A 20382-nucleotide genomic window follows, 5' to 3' on the forward strand; every position below is an offset into this window, starting at 1 on the left:
ATTGAATACAACAGGGACCACGGTCCGTTCGTTATCATCCAAAGCCTGAGCTTTGCTGGTTGAAGCACCTTACCTTGTGGGGCAGGTTGCTGTGAAGTCGTTGAGCCAGTACTCTCGTTCACTCTTGATAACCTTATTTAATTGATTGTATTATACCATTTTGTGGTGAATTGTCTTTAGACGGTTATCACCATCACACCACCACAATGCGAAACCTCATAAAACTCACATGCACACACGCCATCCAATGCAGTGTTCAACTCGTCAGCGACAAAATAAAACTCATCGTCATCCCAGGATTTAAGATGCGTTTCACGACACGCTTCCAACTGCTCTCTTTTTCCAAAAGCAATATCACCAATCAGCAGCTGACCTCCTGTTTTTAAATGAGATAACAGTTCACGGATAAATACGATCTTTTCTTCATCATTCAGATGATGCAGCGCATACGTGCTGACAATAAAATCGTATTTTTTCTCCTGAAGTGCAGCGGGAAGTCCGTTTACAATATCCCACTCCATCAGATTTGCTGCAGGCATCTTCACCTCCGCGATTGAAATCATTTGAGCTGAAAAATCAACGCCATCGATTAGGTGTCCGTTTTCATAAAGTTTATTCGTTAAAACGCCTGTGCCAAATCCAATATCAAGCACGTCAGTATCTTTCTTTTCCATTACTATATTGAAAATCTGATTCAGTATTTCTTTATAACCGGCAAAAGGATATAAGTTGTTTTCTTCACTCACCTTTACCGATTCATCGTAATTGTCTGCCCATAAATCAAATCCAGTATTATTTAGCAAAAATGCTCCTCCTGTATGTTACAAAATGACGGGTATACATAAGAATTTTCCGTCTTAACGTCCGATAACCTCTGCTTCAGCGTTTTTCATATGTAACCACACCTTCCAGTTATTTGTATTAATTATAGCATGTGCACTGTGGGGACGGAGGATAAAATGTCATGAGATGACACTTTAACCTCCGTCCCCACAGTGTACACTCCATAAAAAACACGCCCCATCAATCAGGACGTGCGTTTCCCCCCGCAAGCCTGCTCATCACAAAAAGCACCGCAGCAATCAACACGATACTGAAAACAATCGCAAGTGGATTTCCTTCTCCAAACATTACTGTTAACACAACATCAAACGAAGGAACACCCATTGCAGCAAGCGGTGGAAGGATCAAAGTAGCAGTCAGGATACCTCCAACAAAATACAATATGTTTTTCTTTTTGGTACTCAACGAACCGCCTCCTTACAATTATGATATCATAAAATAAGGAAATAACTATTTTTTCTGATATTTCATTGGAGTTGAAGATGAATGACGAACATTTATTTAGTCCGGCATGCCCATTCTGTTTATACAACGGATGAACACAGCCGCCCTTTATCTGAAAAAGGCCTTGGCGATGCTGCTGAAGTAACAAAAATATTAAAGTCAGAGAATATACATGTCGTCATATCAAGTCCATATAAACGTGCGATACAGACGGTTGAAGGAATTGCTGCATACATAGAAAAAGAAGTTGAGATCGTGGAGGATTTCAGGGAACGGGCATTGACTGATGAACCTGCAGAAGATTTTACAAAAGCCATTACACGAGTCTGGGAGGATTTCAACTTCTCTTGGGATGGCGGAGAATCTAATGTAGCTGCTCAGGAAAGAGGTGTTCAGGCGCTATTTGATGTTCTTGAGCGATTTGAGGGACAGAACATTGTAATCGGGGCACATGGAAACATCATGGTATTGATCATGAATTACTTTGATCAGGTGTATGATTTCGCATTCTGGAAGGAGCTTGCAATGCCGGATATTCATAAACTGAGCTTTGAAGAGAGAGCGTTGAAGTGGGTTGAGCGGATAGGAGGATTCGAATGAATATCAGAATTGAGCCATTACAAGCGTCAGATGATGAAAATCTGTTGGCATTTGAAACTGAAAATCGATCGTACTTCACCAGCATGATACCGGATCGCGGAGATGACTACTATTTGCCGGAGATATTTGCTCAAAGACATCAGGCATTATTGGATGAACAGGCAGAAGGACTATCATATTTCTATCTGATTAAAGATGAAGCAGACCGGATTATTGGCAGGGTGAATGTGACTGATATTAATCAATCTGAGCAATCCGGCAGTATTGGATACAGAGTTGGTGAGTCATTTACGGGAAGGGGAATTGCCAAAAGAGCTTTACGGCTATTAATCATTGAAGTTCAAAAGAAAGGTATTAAAAAACTGACTGCTCAAACGACACGGAATCATATTGCGTCTCAGAAAGTCCTTTTAAAAAATAGCTTTAAGACAGTTGAAGGTGAAGACGAGGAAGTTTTTCTGAATGATCAGAAACTGCAGCTGATTAGTTTCGTATGGAATAGCACAAACCATGAAAAGTAGTAATTACATAACAGTTTGAACCCTCATTTTTCAATTGTTCCACGTGAAACAAAGCTAAGCGTATAAAACATTTATTGTTCAAATAAGGAGGCGGGTTTATTGAAGACTTGAAGTCGAGATAACTGCAAGTTTGAAACAAAAACAGGAAGTCATCGCTAATGTCACTTGGAGGTGCTGTATGATTCACAGAAAATTATTTTGGTTAGGCTTCTTAATGTTTTTATCTGGTGGTCTAGCTTTAGCTATTATGGAAAATGAATTAAATGGTAGTAATATTTTTTCTTATATTATTGCTACTATTGGGTTGCTTCTTACGGGTGTATCTAAAATAGTAGGAAGTAAATACTCATCCAAGTAGTTAATAATGAATTACAGTATTGAAGAATTGGATGCCATTTCTTAACAAGAGCAGTCGCTTATTTCGCTAAAGGGGCAGTTTTCTTTAATAGAAATAGTAATTAGAAAAGACGTTGAATTTTTCCTTATTAGGAGGTGTAGTAGTGGAGAGAATCTGTTCTAAATGTGAGTCAGTTATGGTTGAGGCTAGGTTAGATAGTCATCCAATTAGAGTTTATAAAGCAGATGTAAAACCCAACGCAAAAACATTGAGTAACATAAACCCCTGTTATGTTTGTTCAAATTGTGGTTTTCTTGATTTTTATGTAGATGAACCAGAAAAATTCAGGTAAAGCTAATCACCTAAAAGTGTAACTACTTTTATGAAGTATTGTACTTAAAGTAATGGGTGTATTAGTTAAAGAAGCAATAAACAATATTGAGTTTTAATAAAGCCAAGCGTTTGAAGACTGGCTGAATTTGAAGGAGTAATTAAATGACAGCAAATAATTTTGAAGAATACGATGATCCAATCCTTTATGATAAAGAAAATGGAAGCTATATTTCTGAGGTACCATTTTTATTTAAATGGGCATCAGTAAAGCCCGGACCTATCATTGACCTGGCCTGTGGCACTGGCAGAGTAACAATTCCTTTGGCAGAAAAGGGTTTGCAGGTTACAGGAGTGGATGTACATAAAGGTATGCTGAATGAAGCGCGTAAGAAATCAGCTTCTGCCGGTTTTAAGGTGGAGTGGCTTGAACAGGATGCTACAAAACTAAGCCTGGGTATGAAGAGTTCATTGATCTATTCAGTCGGAAACTCTTTTCAGCATTTCCTGACCAATGAAGAGCAGGACGGATTACTTTCTTCTGTGAACAGGCATTTAGAAGACGAAGGTATATTTATTTTCAATACCAGATTTCCTAGTGCTGAAGAGTTGCTGCAGCCTGCGACAGAGGAATATTGGAGGAGCTACAAAGACGGCGAACATAAAGTGGACGTATCGACGATTAGCCACTATGATGCGCTTCAGCAAATCCAGCATTACACCACGATCAGAAAATATAAAAATACCCATGATGAGATGGTTGATGAAAAGCGAACCAACATCAGTTTGAGATATGTATTTCCGAAAGAAATGGAAAGGCTGCTGGATTCACATGGTCTTGAAATCGTACATATTTATCAGGACTGGAAAGAGACGCCGCTGACGAATGAGAGTGATGAGATGGTTTATGTATGCAGGAAAATAAGTTAAAAATTTTACTAGATGCTTAAAAGTGACTGCATGCGTGCGCAGTCACTTTTAATGTTTTAGTTGATTTTCTGAATCATCTCAACCCTGTTCCCAAAAGGGTCCCGGAACTCAAAGCGCTCAAATCCCGGTATAGGAATCCCCTCGAGAATCTCAATTCCCTCTTCTTCAAGAATGCGTCTCCAGTAGCTCAGGTCCGTTACTTCATAAGCAAGATGCGCTTTAGTTGCAGTTCGATCAAAACCCTCTTCCGTTCCGACATGAACCTCAGTGTTTCCAGCTTTCAGCCAGAAACCACCACGTCCTTTTAGCGATACAGGCTTTTCTTTTTCAACAAATCCAAGAATCTCACAGTAAAATTTTCTCCCTTGCTCTTCAGTCCCTTTTGGAATTGTGATTTGTGCATGGTGTAAGCCAACAATCATGTATGTCGCCTCCTGTTGTAAAAAATATGTATAGATAGATTATCTCCTTCATTTACAGGAAAAGAAAGGAATTTCCTTCATTTAAATAGAAGTGAAGCTATGGAGGTGTATCAATGAATCATATTGAAGTGATTAATATGGTGCCGAAATTTCTGCGTTTTTATGAAGAAGCAAGTAAGACTGGGATAGATGCTGATGTAAGGTGGAGGCTCTGGCAGGAGCATTACAACTTTGCAGCTGTTCCTCCTGGCGAAGAGGGTCAGAAGATGGCGAGGGAGCTGCTTGATCAGGCCTTTTCAAAGTATGCTGAACATGTTCAAGACTTAAAAGACTGGAACCCTGAGACAAGTAAACTGGAACGCACACTAAAAGCTATAAAAGAAATAATGGGATATCATCAGCCTGTAAATCTTACAGTTATTTATTTTGTCGGCGGATTTGAGAAAAACCCTTTTGTTGCGCCATATGGTGAAGGGGTGGCTGTGTGTCTGCCGGTTGAAGGTGGGGAATCGGATATCTTTCTTGCTCATGAACTGACTCATATCGTTCATGCGCAGACAGCCGGTTTAACGCCATCATGGGAGCGCACAATCGGTTCCACGGTAATGCAGGAGGGACTTGCTACGCGTATAAGTGAATATTATGTACCCGGAGAACCTGAGGGAAAGTATATTGAGCATCAGGACGGCTGGCTTGAAGCCTGCAGAGAAAGACATTCAGACATATTAAATGGCATCATTCCTTTCCTTGACGACCAGTCAGCAGACACGGTTTCGAGGTTTATATTCGGTACTGGCACAACCGGTCTCCGGAGGGAAGCGTATTATGCAGGCTGGGACATCGTCGGGAAACTTTTAGAGCACGGCGTTACGTTTGAAGAACTGGCACATATAGCAGAAGAGAAAATTCCGGTTTATATCAAGTGTGTAATTTCTGATTGATAACGTGGAACTCAGATCTTCTTGAAAGGAGCACGCCATGACAACGAACTATACCTATATTAAAAAGCTGAAAAATATGCATTTTAAAGGTCTGTATTCAGAACGACTGCTGGTTTACAAAACGCATAAAGGTGAGTTTCAAATGCATTTGTCTACATCACTTCTCGGTTTCAGACCCAAAGAAGAAAATGCTGCGGAAAAATTCTGGCATATGAAATGGAACGAACTTCTTCCCTCTGGTCATGATGTACTGTTGATCCGTGAACAAAATACGCCTGAACCGCTTCAGTATGAGGAAATCAATTCACCGTATCAGACATATGTGGTTTCAGCATCAAACTATTCAACAGCATTTAACACGATCAATAACGCTTGGGCTTACGGCTATCCGGAGGAAGAAGATATTCAGCTGCATACAGTCATTCTGGAGCTTGAGGAATCATTTATGAATATTAGCGCAACCCCTGGAGGAGTGACAATCACATTGACAGAAGAATTTCCAGCGCCGAGTGAATATGATGTCATTCTTGCATCAACTGAAAACAGAAAGGAATTAAACAGGGATGAAGGTTCGTAAGTGCGAGAGTAAGCTTACACTCAGAGATCTGTCATTAAATGATGTTGAAGCGGTTCTTGAATGGAGCCGTGACCTCACTTTTTGTCAGGCAAACGGATGGCCGATTGAGAGAAATCCAGAAGAGCTTCGGCACTGGTGGATCAGCAATGTCAATCAGCCGCCAGAAAACTTCGTCCGATTAGGTATCGTGTTAGATGGTGAATTAATCGGTTATGCAGACTTAGCATCGATCAGTGAGCAGTCGGCTGAGATTGGTATTGCGATAGGAAAAAGTGGATTGTGGGGGAATGGGATTGGCGCTCAGGCGGCAGTTCTTATGATGAAATATGGTGTAGAGGAGTTGAACCTGACCGTATTTTACGCAGAAACACACGAAGCTAATATCCGGTCGCGGAGAATGCTTGAAAAATTAGGCTTTCAAGAAGTCAGCAGGGTCGGGTTAGAAGAATATGAGGGTAAGAGAAGCCGGTTAATACAATATGATCTGCATAAGTAGTGGTGAATGGGAATGAGAAGGTATTTAACGATGCTGAAATGGCATGAATATATGCACTGTGGGGACGGAGGTTAAAGTGTCATTTCATGACACTTTAACCTCCGTCCCCACAGTGCTCATGTCACATTAATTCAAAACAAACTTCTCTACCAAACGATTCAATGAAGAAGCCATTTCCTGAAGCTCTTTGTTCTTATCCTGAAGTAGCAGGATCGTTGCATTCTGCTGCTGGGAAGAGGCTGAAATTTCTTCAATGGTTGCTACGCCTTCTTCTGAAATCGCTGCGATCTCGTGAATTGATTCTACAGAGCGGTTGGATGTGCGTGTGACTTCGTCAATTCCATCTACAATCGAATCTACTTGTTTTGACAGTTCATTAACAGAATCAAATATCTGGTTAAATAACTCACCACTGCTTTGAATCAAGCTGACCCCTTTGTTGATCTCTAAAAGATCCTGGGTGTTTGATTTCATCATCATGTCGCATTGTCCCGTCAGTTCCTTCAAGGTAGCTGAGATTGTCACAACAGTATCTTCTGTTTGACTCGATAACTTCTGAACCTCCTGTGCAACAACAGAAAACCCTTTTCCGGCTTCTCCTGCTCTGGCTGCTTCGATTGACGCATTTAATGATAATAAGTTCGTTTGATCGGCCACAGCTTTAATGAGTTTAATATCTTCATTGATATGACCAATGTTCTTACCTAAATGGCTGATTCTTTCCTGACTGATATCACCGTTTTTTTGTATTTGTGTGATTTGAGCTGTGATTTCCTGAACTTGAACGACACCTTTTTCAGCAATGCCACCTGCATTTTTTGTAATATGATCGATCTCTTTTGCCTGGTGATTCACTTCCTGAATTTTATCAGACATAACCGTAAATCCTGTTGCAATGTTTTCAATGTGTGAAGATCTGGTTTCTGATGCTTTTGCTTCTTCGCTCGTTCCTACAGCGATCTGAGTAGAGGCTTCTGAGAGTTCATCAAACGATTTCACTAACTCCTCGCTTGTGTGATTTACCTGACCGGAGTTCACTTTTACACTTTGAATAACCGTGAAAAGACTGCTTCTCATTTCTTCAAAGCTCTTCGCAAGCAGTCCGATTTCGTCCTGACGATTTACCTTGATTTCTTCTGTTAAATCACCGTGACTGATTTTATTAACAGATGAAAGGAGAAGCTTGATCGGTTTCGTTAAGCGCTGACCGAATAAATAAGCAAATGCTGCTCCTACTATGATGGAGATCACTAAAAAGATGATTTGAAAGAGAACGATCTGCTGTTGCAAATCCTCTACAAATTGTGTGCTCATATCCACACCGATCATTGCATCTGTGTCAGGCAATGGAATAAAGTAAGATTTATGACTGCCCCATTCGTCTTCGTAAATCTCTGTAGAGACCACTCTGTTTTCTGTCAGTGATTCTTCCTGCTCTGCGGTTAAAGGAGATTCAATCATCGTTTCTTCACTTCCATTTAAAGCAACGATGTAATCTGTGTTATTCTGTCTTGTTAACACGTACACGTATTCAATTCCTTCTTTTCCATCCATAAATGAGGTTAGAAATTGAACTAAGCTTTGACCTGCTTCTTCTGAATTATTCATTGTTTCTGACACTGCGTCTTGGTCAATCGACTCTGCCAGGTCATCACCATGGATTTGTAAAATTTGTTCGAATTGAGGAAGTACATGGTCCTCGATGATATAGTCTGTTAAATATTTCACGAAACCGAACATGAGTAAGGCTAATAGAACAAACGGAATAATAAACATGATGAAAAGCTGGGAACGCAATGATTTTTTTGGATTAAATTTATTCATTATAATTTAATTGTCTCCTTCAGTGGCTTTAATTGAATGTATTGTGATAAGTCGATATTAAGCAGTCGCTTTATTTCCGTCATAGACTCTGTTTTAAAGAAAATCACTGCAAAGGTACGATCATTTGCTGCATTGATTTCCCGGTACTCCAAAATATGACTGAACTCTTCTTTTAACCTTGTATGGTCGATCATTTGAATGAGCTCTTTTTTGATTTGTAAAGGAATTTCGGCACAAAAAAAGCCGTAAATAAACGGATCATGTTGATTCATGATTGTTTCCCACTGCGGTTCTTCATCTAAAAAGTAAGCTTCAGCACCATTTACACCAAAAGCGTAATGGCTTAAATCTGTCGTGCCGGCGCCTGCAAATCGCAAGGGGTTTAACTCAATTGGAATGATTCCGTGTTGACTAAGCCTTACCTCGATATGAAATGGATAATTTTTTACTTGCAGCTGGTCATTTAAACCATACAGGTAGCTCAGGATCTGGTCTTTAACTTCTTCAATGACCATAGAAGATGTAAAATAAATACGGTCGGATGTATCGTGTTCACTTGTGAAAATCCGCTTAAGAACATTGAGAATAACGGGCTTTCCGTGTTCATTCATGTAACAGTCAACGGCATACTCCTCACCGTCAATCCACTGTTCAATGATGATCTCTTCTCCATCAATCACAGAGTCTGCGTATACCCCTTTTGTTAACAGCAGATCTGCCTGCAGGCTTATGACAGCGCTCTCCCATTCTTCTTCCTGTTTCACAATGTACACGCCAACACTGGAATATCCCTTATTCGGTTTAATCACCACAGGGTATGGTACCGTCTCCTTATCCATTTGCAACAGGTTTTCAAGAGTCACCAGTGAAAAATAATACGCTGGATTTACAGATGAAATCAGTTTTCGAAAGGCTGCTTTATTTTTCACTATTTTTGATGAAACCGTATGTGCATGGGTACGATTACTTTTATCCAAAATAGATAGACAGCTTTCAGAGTTTGTTAGCAGCTTTGCTTGTGGCGGTAACACCAAATCGCGTTGATCGTTGTGATAATAGATTGGTATGCTGTGTTTTAATGCACTTTGAATGAGAAGAGGTGAGATAATATGGTTATCTACGATTAACATTCAGTACACCTCCTCGGTTGATTTATGTGATACTAAAGTACTTTATTTTAAGTATTTAATGGGATTTTTAATATTTTAAAATAATGATGTCTAGGCACATAGAAATGATTATACCATTAAAATTTCATAATAAAAGGGTTAAATGAGAAAAAAGTCCTTTATAAAAATGGTTCTTTAAAACTATAATATTATTTAGATAAATCAGAAAAAACAATATATGTATTCGTTGCTGAATGAAATCAAAAAAACCCCGATTCTTTTAAAAGAACCGGGGTTTATCTATGGTGTGATTGAAACGAGATGTATCATCGATTTTCTTCACTTCTTCTTATTTATTTAAATTGTACTGGTATCAATGACAAAACGGTATTTTACATCGGAATCCAACACACGTTTATACGCCTCATCAATTTCATCAGCAGAGATCACTTCAATGCTCGGTGTAATATCATGCTCTGCACAGAAATCAAGCATTTCCTGTGTTTCACGAATGCCGCCAATCATTGATCCCGCAAATGAACGTCTTTGAGGAATGAGTGAAAATGCATGGACCTCAAGCGGTTCAGCAGGTGCTCCGACATTTACGAGCGTGCCGTTCAATGTAAGCAGTGAAAGGTACGCATTCATATCGAGTTTCGCGCTGACTGTATTAATAATCAGGTCGAATGTGCCTGCGAGCTCTTCAAATGTCTGATCATCACTTGTCGCGTAGTAGCTGCTTGCACCAAATGCCAAACCATCTTCTTTTTTATTCAGCGTACGGGAAAGGACAGTCACTTCAGCACCCATCGCATGAGCAATTTTAACTGCCATATGACCAAGTCCGCCCATACCGACAACGGCCACTTTTTTACCAGGTCCTGCATGCCAGTGGTTCAGCGGAGAAAAGGTTGTAATGCCTGCACAAAGCAGGGGTGCAGCTTTATCAAGTTCAATATTATCAGGAATTCGGAGAACAAAATCCTCAACGACTACGATATGTGTGGAATATCCGCCCTGTGTTGTTTCCCCGTATTTATCTACGCCTGCATAGGTCGGAACGTTCCCTTTCAGACAGTATTGCTCCTCGCCAGCCTGACAATTTTCACATTTACCGCAAGAGTCAACCATACAGCCGACACCTACGCGGTCCCCGACTTTATATTTTGTCACGTTTTCACCAACATCAGTGACAACGCCTGCAATTTCATGACCAGGCACAAGAGGATATTTTACTTCGCCCCAATCGCCGTGGGCAGTGTGAAGATCTGAGTGACAAATACCTGCAAATTTAATCTCAATCAATACATCATTTGTATCCAGTTCACGTCGCGTAATTTCAGCTTCACGAAACGACTTATCTGGACCATCAACAGCTCTGGCTTTAGCAGTTACCATATATAAAACCTCCAGTAGATTATTTAAAACAGGTGGCAGGCGCTTTTATTTTTGCAAACCATCTTAATCTATATAGTTCACACTCAGTCAAAAATTAAACATTTATTATACGAAACTCATACATTAGTGTGCTGATCATGAAAAATTTTCAAGGAGTCTGTTGCACACAGAAACAAACCATTTTTCAACGCGCCTCACCTCCTAACCTCCTTCTCTTGACTTCCAAACCGTTCCGTACTAACATAAGCAACGAAAACTCCATAGACATTAAAGACTTTCTAGGGTTCCGTCATTATTGGGTCTGGTCCGAGAGAAAGAGCAGGGAGCAATCCTTGTACACGGAGGGAAAAAAGCCCGGGAGATATCACTTACGAGTGTTATGTCCCGGGTTTTTTTATTTTTCAGAGAGAAGGAGCGATTTTATGTGGTGGTTTGTCGTAGCAGTTGCGGCATTGTTTGAAATCGGCTGGGCAACCGGCTTGAAATATGCGAATGATGGGCTGACGTGGACGTTGACAGTGGGAGCGATTGTGGTCAGTTTTGTTGGGTTACTGATGGCTTCAACACGCCTTCCGACTGCAACGGTCTATGCCGTGTTCGTTGGACTTGGTACATTAGGTACTGTCATCGTTGATATGATCTTTTTTGATGCCGCGGTCAGCACAGGCGTAATCTTCTTTGTGATCATGCTGCTTGTTGGTGTCGTTGGCTTGAAATTTGTCACGGATGAAAAAGGGAAGGAGGCGCAGGAATCATGAGTTGGATTGCATTAATTGTTGCGGGATTTTGTGAAGTACTCGGTGTAAATGGCATGCAGCGAATTGCAACAGGCAAAAAATTAAGTGGATTTACATTTCTGATCGGTGGATTTCTGGCAAGCCTTACCCTTCTTTCAATTGCCATGACGACCATTCCGCTTGGCGTCGCTTATGCAGTATGGACAGGTATGGGCACAATCGGCGGCGTGGTTGTGGGGATGGTTTTCTACGGAGATCCTGCAGATCGCAAACGTATTTTCTTTTTGACGCTGATTGTGGTGGCTGTTGTTGGGTTGAGGGTTGTGACGAATTAAATGATGTGCACAGTGGGGACGGAGTTAAGTGATCCACTTTTAGAATGATTCTAAAATTGCATCAGCAACCTTCGAACTCCAATATGCCGACTTCAAAAAACATCAACAACATATTACTCAAAAATTTATTTCTCCGCATCCTGTGCAGGTTACACAGGGTGCGGATTTTTTGCGTAAAAGAGTCAGTAACATTCGTCCCCAGTGGTCCAAATTTTTATCAATCCCATCTTGTGTTTCGTTTTAAAATGTGTAAATATATGTACATAACAGATGTAAAGACACCTGTTAATATAGGAGGTCTTCACGATGGAAATAGAAGATGTTCTGATTATCGGAAGCGGTGTCGCGGCATTGCAGCTCGCTTCTAAGTTAGGTACGGATTTTAATGTGAAAGTCCTCACAAAATCGACTGTGAGGCACGGTAATTCTTTGTTAGCACAAGGAGGGGTTGCTGCTGCGGTCGGATTAAATGATGGTCCTGAAAAGCATGTGGCCGATACGCTAGAGGCGGGCAGGTTTCACAATGATGAAAGTGTAGTACGTGAAATTGTCCATGATGGGCCGGGGTTGATTAATACCTTCTTTGAGATCTTTGATAAAAATCAAGAGGGACGTCTGCAGCTCGGTTTAGAAGGTGCGCACAGTGAGCCCCGGATCATTCACAGCGGCGGTGATACAACTGGAAAGAATATGATGGAGCATCTGATTGGACGAATGCCGCGCAATGTCCAAGTGGAAGAGGATATGTTTACCTATGAGCTCATTATGGATCAAAGTCAGAATCGCTGTATTGGTGTAAAGTCAAAGGATCAGCAAGGCGTCCTTCACTGCTTTTACGGGCGTCATATCGTGCTGGCAACGGGCGGCTGCGGACAGCTGTATTCTTTTACATCTAATGCTCAGACAGCGACAGGAGACGGAATTGCGATGGCCTATTTAGCAGGAGCTGAAGTGGCAGATATGGAATTCATCCAATTTCATCCGACACTTTTACATATTAATGGCGCAACAAAGGGACTGATATCTGAAGCTGTTCGGGGAGAAGGCGCTGTCCTTGTGACTGAGGATGGAAAACCGGTTATGGAGAATGTTCACGAGTTAAAGGATCTTGCACCACGCCATATCGTGTCCCAGAAAATTTTTGATTGTCTTAAAAGCGGACAGAGGGTTTTTCTCGATATCAGTGGGATCAGCCAGTTTAGTCAGCGTTTCCCATCCATTACGGCAATGTGTGAGCAAAATGGTGTTCGCCTCTCGGAAGGTAGAATTCCAGTTGCACCAGGCAGCCACTTTTTAATGGGCGGCATCAAAACAGATCTTACCGGACGGACGTCGATTGACGGGCTTTATGCAATTGGGGAGGTGGCATGCACAGGCTTCCACGGTGCAAATCGCCTGGCGAGTAATTCGTTACTTGAAGGGCTTTATCAGGGGAAACGTCTTGCGCACTGGATCCGTGCTAATAAAGGAACGGACCCGTTGGCACAGTGGTCAGTGATGGATCCAATTAATCTACATAAGAAAGTAAAGTTTCCGGAGGTTCAAATGCTGAAGGAGCGGATGATGACACATGTTGGTATAGTCCGGTCAAAAGCGCTTCTGGAAGAGCAGAAACAGTGGCTGGATCAGTTCCGGATGAATGAAATCAGAGGTCTCGATACCTATTCAGTACGGGAGCTGACAACCATATTTATGGGCATCACAGCTTCTCTGATGACAGAAGCAGCATTAAATAGAACGGAAAGCCGCGGCGGCCACTTCAGAAGTGATTTTCCTTTTGAAGATGATCAGAAGTGGTCTGAAAAAACCATCATTCACAAGTACAAAGGGGAAGTGGGAGAGACACATGAACACGTTAAAGCTTCGCTCGTGCATTGAGCAATTTTTGATTGAAGACATAGGCGAACAGGATGTTACGACAGATTTGATTTTTTCAGATGACACTAATGGAGAAATTGTGTTTATTGCAAAAGAGGACGGTGTTTTCTGCGGGCAGGACGTCATCCGGACGGGATTTCCCCTATTAGATCCTAATACAGACATCAGTCTTTTTGTAAAAGACGGTGATTCAATTGAAGCGGGACAGCGGCTGGGCGTGGTCTCGGGCCAGATCTCGGCGCTGCTGAAAGGGGAAAGAGTCGTCCTGAATCTCGTGCAGCGAATGAGCGGGATTGCGACGCTGACGCGAAATGCAGTGGAGACGCTTGGCAGCACTGATACGAGAATCTGTGATACGAGAAAAACAACACCTGGTCTTCGAATGTTTGAAAAATACGCGGTGCGCTGCGGCGGCGGTTATAATCACCGCTACGGTTTGTATGACGGGGTCATGGTGAAGGATAATCATATTGCTTTCGCGGGCTCTATCAGTAAGGCGGTAGAGGTAATCCGTGAACGCCTCGGTCACATGGTGAAAATTGAAGTGGAAACTGAAACGAAGGAACAGGTTAGTGAAGCAGTTGAAGCAGGTGCAGATGTGATTATGTTTGATAATCGTACGCCAGAAGAGATCAGTCAGCTGAAAATGCTTGTCCCTGACCATATCATCACAGAAGCGTCAGGAGGCATCACGCTTGATAACCTGGCAGACTACCAGAACTGCGGCGTGCATTACATTTCGCTTGGATTTTTGACCCATTCTTATAAAGCACTTGATATCAGTGTAAAAGTATCAGCTGACGCAGGTGCGCTTTCCCATCATTTATCACAGAAAGGAACATTGATATGATAACGACTGACACAAAAAACCGTCTGATTGAAGACATTCAAGTATGGAAGGAAAAGCGTAATGCCATTATCCTCGCCCATAATTATGAAATTCCGGAAGTACAGGATATTGCAGACGTGCTAGGTGATTCACTGATGCTTGCGCGTGCTGCAGCAGAGACAACTGCGGATGTGATTGTATTTTGCGGCGTCCACTTTATGGCTGAAACGGCTGCGATCCTGAACCCGGAAAAGACGGTGCTGCTGCCGGATCTTGAAGCGGGCTGCTCACTCGCGGATTCTATTACAGCGGATCAGCTTCGCGAATGGAAAGCGGAACACCCTGAAGCCGTTGTCGTGGCGTACGTGAACACAACAGCGGAAGTAAAAGCGTTAAGCGATTACTGCTGCACGTCTTCAAACGCAGTAGACATCGTCAATTCAATTCCGGCAGAACGGGAGATTCTATTTTTACCTGATATGTTTCTAGGTTCATTTGTACAAAAGGAAACAGGCCGTGACAACATGCATATCTGGATGGGTGAATGCCATGTACACGCAGGTATCCAGCCTGATCAGGTTGACAACGTGATGACGAAACACCCGGATGCTGACCTGCTGGTTCACCCTGAATGCGGCTGCTCCACATCCAGCATGTACCTGATGTCAGAAGGGGTCCTGCCAAAAGAAAAAACGCATATCCTCTCAACAGGGAATATGCTGAAACACTCAAAAAACGCACAGGCAACTGAATTCGTCATCGCAACAGAAGTCGGTATCATCCATCAGATGCAAAAGCAAAACCCGGATAAAACCTTCATTGCCGCGAATGAGCAGGCGATCTGTCCATTCATGAAAATGATCACGCTTGAAAAAGTGCTGGCGGCATTAAAGGAAAATCGACACATCATTACTGTAGAAAAAGAAACTGCAGATCAGGCTAAGCTGGCGATTGAGCGGATGATTTCGATCGGTTAGGTTGTCGGGGTGAGTCTTTGTGACCGGCACAGGGGGGACGGAGTTAAGTGTGCTAATTTTAGAATGATTCTATTTTTGGCACGGTAAACTCCGTCCCCAGTGTGTCGCCTAAATCATCAGCATTTCCCACCCTTAACCTCCAGCTTACAAGCCAATTCATCTAACATCTCTTTATATCGCGCATATTCTTCTTCATCGAGGCCGAGTACTTCGGTAATTTTCGCCGGGATTTCTTTTGCTTGCTGTTGGAGTTGCTGTCCGCTTTCTGTCAGCTTAATGACGAGCTGGCGTTCATCTTCAGGATTACGTGTTTTTTCGATGTAGCCTGTGCTGATCAGTTTGTTGACCAGCGGTGTGAGTGTGCCTGAGTCGAGCTGCAGACGTTCACCGATAGATTTTAGCGTGACAAAGTCCTTTTCCCACAGCACAAGCATGACCAGATATTGCGGGTAGGTCAGGTTCAGCGGTGCCAAAAGCGGGCGATAGCGCTTAATGATTTCTTTTGATATAGCATAAAAAGGAAAGCATAATTGACTGGATAAATGTAATGGATTCAAAAAAATCTCCTCCTGAGAGAATCATATGATTTGCAAAAATATTTAAATTGTATAAAATTAAATTGTGCACAACTTAAATATATCACATTTAACAGGAGGAATCATTCATGAAAAAGCTATTTACATCAACAGCAACAGCAATCGGCGGACGTGAAGGACGCGTAACATCAGAAAGCGGCTCATTCGATCTTGGACTTGCAATGCCAATGCCAGGTGCAGACACTGCAGGAAAAAGTAATCCTGAAGAACTTTTCGCAGCAGGATACGCAGCATGCTTCGATTCAGCTATGAACATCGTTGCATCACAAAAAGGCATCAAGCACGACGGTTCTGAAATCAAAGCAGACGTATCACTAAACAAAGGTGACACAGGCTATGAGCTTTCAGTTGAAATGGACGTCCTGATCAAAGGCGTAGACGAAGAAACAGCCCGCCAGCTAGTAGAAGAAGGCCACCAGGTATGCCCTTACTCAAACGCAACGCGTGGAAATATTGATGTAAGTTTTAATGTGCGTACTGCTTAATAGAATTGAGACCCCGAAGATGCATGACATCTTCGGGTTTTTTTGTTGTGAGGCATGTGCACTTTGGGGACGGAGGTTAGAATGTCATGAAATGTACAGAGGGGGGACAGAGTTCAGCCTGGGCTCCTCGAAAAAGCCCGGCTGGTCAGCTGACTAAGCCGGGCTTTTTGTATGAATATTGAGTAGGACTATTTACACTATTCTTTGAAGGTTGGAAGATAAACGGCGAACCACCCAGGTTGTTCTTCGAAGGTGGCCAGCAATTCTCCGAACCAGACCGGTTTTTCTCTGAACATCAAGAAATATTCCACTCATCCACCATGACACTTTAACCTCCGTCCCCAACATGCACATAGACTCCCTTCATTACTAAGCAACCATTGTCCCATTTTACACTTTATTACGAAATAACTTGTTTTATTACTAACTAATATGTAATAATAAAATAAATTCGAAATGGATACGCTTTCAATTATGAGAATTTTCTCTTTTAAAACATAAAATGACGTAATAAAAAGGTGTGAATGAAATGTTGGACAATACGCAAATGTTAAAGAAAAGCAGCAGTCAGTCAATAGATTATCCCCGTCCGCAGTTTAAGCGGAGTGAATGGATCGACTTAAACGGTTCATGGAAGTTTCAATTCGATGATGACGATATGGGAGAAAAAAATGGATGGTTCAAAGGTGACATTTTACAAGAAAACATCCAGGTTCCTTACGCTTATCAGAGTAAACTTTCCGGAGTGAACGATCAGAGTGACCACAATGTTGTCTGGTATGAGAAGTCGTTTGAGTGGAAGGTAACGGATAAAGAAGCGTACCTCCACTTTGAGGCAGTCGATTATTATTCAAAAGTATGGGTGAACGGACAGTTTGCCGGAGAGCACGAGGGAGGGCATACGCCCTTCAGTTTTTTGATCGGCTCAATGCTTCAAGAGGGAGAAAATACGATCGTCATAAGAGTGATGGATGATCACAGTGTGGAACAGCCACTTGGAAAGCAGTCCTGGAAATCAGAAAACTTTCTTTGCTGGTATACGAAAACAACAGGTATTTGGCAATCTGTCTGGCTGGAAGAGGTTTCACAAACGCACATTGAAGAGATCAAAATGACGCCGAAAATTGAAAACGCTTCACTTGAAGTGGTGGCAAATATATCAGCGCATGAAAATCCGGTGTATTTGGAAGCGGAAGTTTACTTTAAAGACGAGTGGATTCACGCTTCAGGTGTTTGGATTAAAGCGAATGCAAAATCTGCTGAGTTAACGCTTGATGTTCAGTCGGATGAGGCGGACTTCAGGGTTTTCTACTGGTCACCGGACCGGCCGGATCTTTATGATATTCGTTTTACATTAAAAGATCGTAAGCATGTATACGATGAGGTTGAGAGTTATTTTGGAATGAGAAGTATTGAAGTGAAGGGTGATCGGATTTTGTTAAATCGCGAAACCTTTTATCAGAAGCTGATACTGGATCAGGGATACTATCAGGATTCACTCATGACAGCGACTTATGATCAGATGGAAAGCGATTTGAAGAAAGTAAAAGAGATGGGATTTAACGGTGTGAGACGTCACCAGACAATTGCGGATCGTCGTTATATGTATTTATGTGACCAGTTGGGCCTGGTCATGTGGGCTGAAATGCCGAGCAGCTTTCATTTTTCAAATACCGCCATGATACGCACGATGAATGAAGCGAGACAATTGGTCAACAAACATTTTAATCATCCTTCCGTCATTATTTACACGTTAATGAATGAATCCTGGGGTGTGAACGAAATTTTTCACAGGAAAGATCAGCAAAATTTTGTAAACGCTTTATATTTTCAGACGAAAGCACTCGATCCGACCAGATTAGTAGTGGGGAACGATGGATGGGAGCATACGCTTACAGATCTTTTAACTGTACATGATTACAATTCAGACGATGTTTCAATGAAAAATAATTATAGATGTAAAGATGATTTTGTGAATGGCAGTCCATCCATGACAAGCCTGAAACAGAATTATGCGCAAGGTTATCAATACCAGGGTGAGCCGGTACTGGTGAGTGAATATGGAGGTATTGCATATGGATCTCAAAGTAAAAATGACTGGGGTTACGGCTCAAGACCCGAATCGTCAGAAGAAGTGCTTTTACGACTGAAACAGCTGACGACCGTGATTACAGAAACTGCATTCATTCAGGGGTATTGTTATACGCAATTGACAGACGTGGAGCAGGAAGTCAACGGATTGCTGGATCACAATCACGAATACAAGTTCGATCCAAAGAAAATTAAAGAAATTGTTTCTCAGAAGTCCAGTGGCTTTTTGTTTGAATAACAATGGGGAGGTAGGCAGCAATGGAAACGATAAAACCTGCAGTACAGAAGGAAATAAATAAGAATGAATTGATTAAAAACAAAGAAATTGCCTCTTATTTCGGTTATGGATTTGGTCAGTGTATTAGCTTTGGATTGGTAGGTTCATATATTTTATTCTTCTATACTGACATTCTCGGTATTTCAGCGGCTGCAGCAAGTATTATTTTTCTGGTTGCACGTACATGGGATGCAATTAATGATCCAATGATGGCTTCTATTATGGATACGAAGCACTCGAAACACGGGAAATTCCGTCCTTATTTAAAATATATGCCATTCTTTATAGCGGCAATTACAATCCTGTGTTTTCTTCCGCTAACCGGTCTGAGTGATACGTCCAAGATTATTTTCGCAGGAAGTACGTATATTTTATGGGGCATGATTTATACTGTTTCGGACGTTCCGTACTGGTCTCTTTCGACGGTGATGAGTCAGGATACGCAACAGCGGACAAAGCTGATTACCTTTGCAAATATGGGCGTATTTGCCGGCATTGGTTTATCACCGGTTTTGTTCATTCCGCTGACTGAATTGCTGGGACAGGGTGACCAGGGACGGGGGTACTTCTTAGCCACAGTTGTGTTGATGGTAATTGCAGTGCCAATTATGTTAAATGGGTTTAAGAATACGAAAGAAAGAGTAGAACCGCCTAAAACGAAAGTGAAAATATCAGATGCATTCAGAGCGATTAAAGCAAATAAGCCTATGTTTGCCATACTGGTTGTATTCTTCTGTAACGTATTTATGAATATTACGCAGGCGTTAAATGTTTTCTTTTTTACTTATAATATGGGAAATGCGTCACTCATGTCGATATTCGGTATTATCAGTCTCGCAAGTTGTATTGGATTCTTTGTTATTCCAAAGCTTACACGCAGATTTAAGAAGAAGCATCTATTGATGGCGATCGTTGCTGCAGACATCCTGATCAGATTTGTATGGTTCTCTGTGGGCTACTCGAGCGTGGCAGTAACATTCACGTTTATTACGATTACGATGATTTTGTATACAGCTACCGGTCCACTAATTTCATCTATGCTGGCTGAAACGATTGAATATACAGAATTGAAAACAGGTAAGCGAAGTGAAGCCATTACTTTTTCCGGGCAAACCTTTACTGGTAAATTGTCCATTGCAATTGCAGGGGGTCTGACTGGGGTGATTTTGACAATCATTAACTACGCTCCAAATCAGGCTCAGACGACAAGTACGATGGACGCATTATTTTTTGTCATCGTTTTATTACCGGCACTCGGTTCACTGATTCGTCTGATTGTGATGTACTTTTATTCATATACAGAGGATGAGTATAATCAGATTGTCATAAAGCTTGAAGAACGTAAGCTAAAGGAAAACGCAGCACATTAATTTATTACGCCCCCATTCCATACAGGATGGGGGTT

Annotated in this window: 22 protein-coding genes and 2 riboswitches; of the genes, 15 read left to right on the top strand and 7 right to left on the bottom strand. The window is 41.8% G+C overall.

Annotated elements, in window-relative coordinates; genetic code table 11:
* Positions 1-28: 28 nt before the first annotated feature.
* Positions 29-134: riboswitch (SAM riboswitch) on the bottom strand.
* 42 nt (positions 135-176) lie between these two features.
* Both E2626_RS08075 and E2626_RS08080 read right to left on the bottom strand, forming a co-directional pair.
* Entirely contained in the window at positions 177-803 is a 627-nt protein-coding gene (locus E2626_RS08075; protein WP_134381238.1) for a class I SAM-dependent methyltransferase, read from the bottom strand.
* A 220-nt stretch (positions 804-1023) separates the two neighbouring features.
* Complete coding sequence (locus tag E2626_RS08080; RefSeq protein WP_134381239.1) at positions 1024-1248, bottom strand: hypothetical protein; 225 nt, start codon at positions 1246-1248, stop codon at positions 1024-1026.
* Between the two features lie 81 nt (positions 1249-1329).
* Here E2626_RS08080 and E2626_RS08085 point away from each other — a divergent pair, with 81 nt between their 5' ends.
* The 4 genes from E2626_RS08085 to E2626_RS08100 all read left to right on the top strand — a co-directional run bounded on the left by E2626_RS08085 (position 1330) and on the right by E2626_RS08100 (position 4005).
* Positions 1330-1887, top strand: a complete 558-nt coding sequence (locus tag E2626_RS08085; protein ID WP_134381240.1) for a histidine phosphatase family protein — start codon at positions 1330-1332, stop codon at positions 1885-1887.
* Entirely contained in the window at positions 1884-2408 is a 525-nt protein-coding gene (locus tag E2626_RS08090; RefSeq protein ID WP_134381241.1) for a GNAT family N-acetyltransferase, read from the top strand. Before E2626_RS08085 ends, E2626_RS08090 begins: the two co-directional genes overlap by 4 nt.
* Before the next feature lie 178 nt (positions 2409-2586).
* Complete coding sequence (locus E2626_RS08095) at positions 2587-2766, top strand: hypothetical protein (protein WP_134381242.1); 180 nt, start codon at positions 2587-2589, stop codon at positions 2764-2766.
* 474 nt (positions 2767-3240) lie between these two features.
* Positions 3241-4005 (top strand): class I SAM-dependent methyltransferase, encoded by a 765-nt coding sequence (locus tag E2626_RS08100; RefSeq protein ID WP_134381243.1) that lies wholly within the window; start codon positions 3241-3243, stop codon positions 4003-4005.
* Between the two features lie 56 nt (positions 4006-4061).
* Here E2626_RS08100 and E2626_RS08105 read toward each other — a convergent pair whose 3' ends face one another.
* Positions 4062-4427, bottom strand: a complete 366-nt coding sequence (locus tag E2626_RS08105) for a VOC family protein (protein WP_134381244.1) — start codon at positions 4425-4427, stop codon at positions 4062-4064.
* 113 nt (positions 4428-4540) lie between these two features.
* Here E2626_RS08105 and E2626_RS08110 point away from each other — a divergent pair, with 113 nt between their 5' ends.
* The 3 genes from E2626_RS08110 to E2626_RS08120 are packed head-to-tail and all read left to right on the top strand — an operon-like array spanning position 4541 to position 6441.
* Entirely contained in the window at positions 4541-5368 is an 828-nt protein-coding gene (locus E2626_RS08110) for a DUF2268 domain-containing putative Zn-dependent protease (RefSeq protein ID WP_134381245.1), read from the top strand.
* Between the two features lie 37 nt (positions 5369-5405).
* Positions 5406-5945 (top strand): hypothetical protein, encoded by a 540-nt coding sequence (locus E2626_RS08115; protein ID WP_134381246.1) that lies wholly within the window; start codon positions 5406-5408, stop codon positions 5943-5945.
* Positions 5932-6441, top strand: a complete 510-nt coding sequence (locus E2626_RS08120; protein ID WP_134381247.1) for a GNAT family N-acetyltransferase — start codon at positions 5932-5934, stop codon at positions 6439-6441. The genes E2626_RS08115 and E2626_RS08120 overlap by 14 nt, the downstream gene beginning before the upstream one ends.
* Before the next feature lie 126 nt (positions 6442-6567).
* Here E2626_RS08120 and E2626_RS08125 read toward each other — a convergent pair whose 3' ends face one another.
* The 3 genes from E2626_RS08125 to E2626_RS08135 form a co-directional block, all read right to left on the bottom strand.
* Complete coding sequence (locus tag E2626_RS08125; protein ID WP_134381248.1) at positions 6568-8265, bottom strand: methyl-accepting chemotaxis protein; 1698 nt, start codon at positions 8263-8265, stop codon at positions 6568-6570.
* Entirely contained in the window at positions 8265-9395 is a 1131-nt protein-coding gene (locus tag E2626_RS08130) for an ATP-grasp domain-containing protein (protein WP_134381249.1), read from the bottom strand. The genes E2626_RS08125 and E2626_RS08130 overlap by 1 nt, the downstream gene beginning before the upstream one ends.
* A gap of 336 nt (positions 9396-9731) precedes the next feature.
* Positions 9732-10772 carry an NAD(P)-dependent alcohol dehydrogenase gene (locus E2626_RS08135; protein WP_134381250.1) on the bottom strand — a complete coding sequence of 347 codons (1041 nt, stop codon included), beginning with the start codon at positions 10770-10772 and terminating at the stop codon, positions 9732-9734.
* 267 nt (positions 10773-11039) lie between these two features.
* Positions 11040-11135, top strand: a riboswitch (guanidine-I (ykkC/yxkD leader).
* A gap of 59 nt (positions 11136-11194) precedes the next feature.
* Between E2626_RS08135 and E2626_RS08140 the strand changes: the two genes are divergently transcribed.
* The 5 genes from E2626_RS08140 to nadA all read left to right on the top strand — a co-directional run bounded on the left by E2626_RS08140 (position 11195) and on the right by nadA (position 15528).
* Positions 11195-11530 (top strand): DMT family transporter, encoded by a 336-nt coding sequence (locus tag E2626_RS08140; RefSeq protein ID WP_134381251.1) that lies wholly within the window; start codon positions 11195-11197, stop codon positions 11528-11530.
* A complete protein-coding gene (locus E2626_RS08145; RefSeq protein ID WP_134381252.1) occupies positions 11527-11844 on the top strand; it encodes a DMT family transporter in 318 nt (105 codons plus the stop codon). Before E2626_RS08140 ends, E2626_RS08145 begins: the two co-directional genes overlap by 4 nt.
* A 306-nt stretch (positions 11845-12150) precedes the next feature.
* Entirely contained in the window at positions 12151-13722 is a 1572-nt protein-coding gene (gene nadB, locus E2626_RS08150) for an L-aspartate oxidase (protein WP_134381253.1), read from the top strand.
* Positions 13691-14572 (top strand): carboxylating nicotinate-nucleotide diphosphorylase, encoded by an 882-nt coding sequence (gene nadC / locus E2626_RS08155; protein ID WP_134381254.1) that lies wholly within the window; start codon positions 13691-13693, stop codon positions 14570-14572. The genes nadB and nadC overlap by 32 nt, the downstream gene beginning before the upstream one ends.
* A complete protein-coding gene (gene nadA / locus E2626_RS08160) occupies positions 14569-15528 on the top strand; it encodes a quinolinate synthase NadA (protein WP_134381255.1) in 960 nt (319 codons plus the stop codon). Before nadC ends, nadA begins: the two co-directional genes overlap by 4 nt.
* 116 nt (positions 15529-15644) lie before the next feature.
* Here the strand turns inward: nadA and E2626_RS08165 are convergent, their stop codons facing one another.
* Positions 15645-16085, bottom strand: coding sequence for a MarR family winged helix-turn-helix transcriptional regulator (locus tag E2626_RS08165; protein ID WP_134381256.1), 441 nt, complete (start codon positions 16083-16085; stop codon positions 15645-15647).
* 107 nt (positions 16086-16192) lie between these two features.
* On the opposite strand from E2626_RS08165, the gene E2626_RS08170 reads away from it, so the two are divergent.
* From E2626_RS08170 to E2626_RS08180, 3 genes are all read left to right on the top strand, one after another.
* A complete protein-coding gene (locus E2626_RS08170; protein WP_134381257.1) occupies positions 16193-16609 on the top strand; it encodes an organic hydroperoxide resistance protein in 417 nt (138 codons plus the stop codon).
* Positions 16610-17138: 529 nt separating this feature from the next.
* Complete coding sequence (locus E2626_RS08175; protein ID WP_134381258.1) at positions 17139-18938, top strand: glycoside hydrolase family 2 protein; 1800 nt, start codon at positions 17139-17141, stop codon at positions 18936-18938.
* A gap of 20 nt (positions 18939-18958) precedes the next feature.
* On the top strand, positions 18959-20347 hold the full coding sequence (locus tag E2626_RS08180) for an MFS transporter (protein WP_134381259.1): 1389 nt from the start codon (positions 18959-18961) through the stop codon (positions 20345-20347).
* Positions 20348-20382 lie beyond the last annotated feature (35 nt).

Source organism: Jeotgalibacillus salarius (assembly GCF_004405125.1).
Lineage (GTDB): Bacteria > Bacillota > Bacilli > Bacillales > Jeotgalibacillaceae > Jeotgalibacillus > Jeotgalibacillus salarius.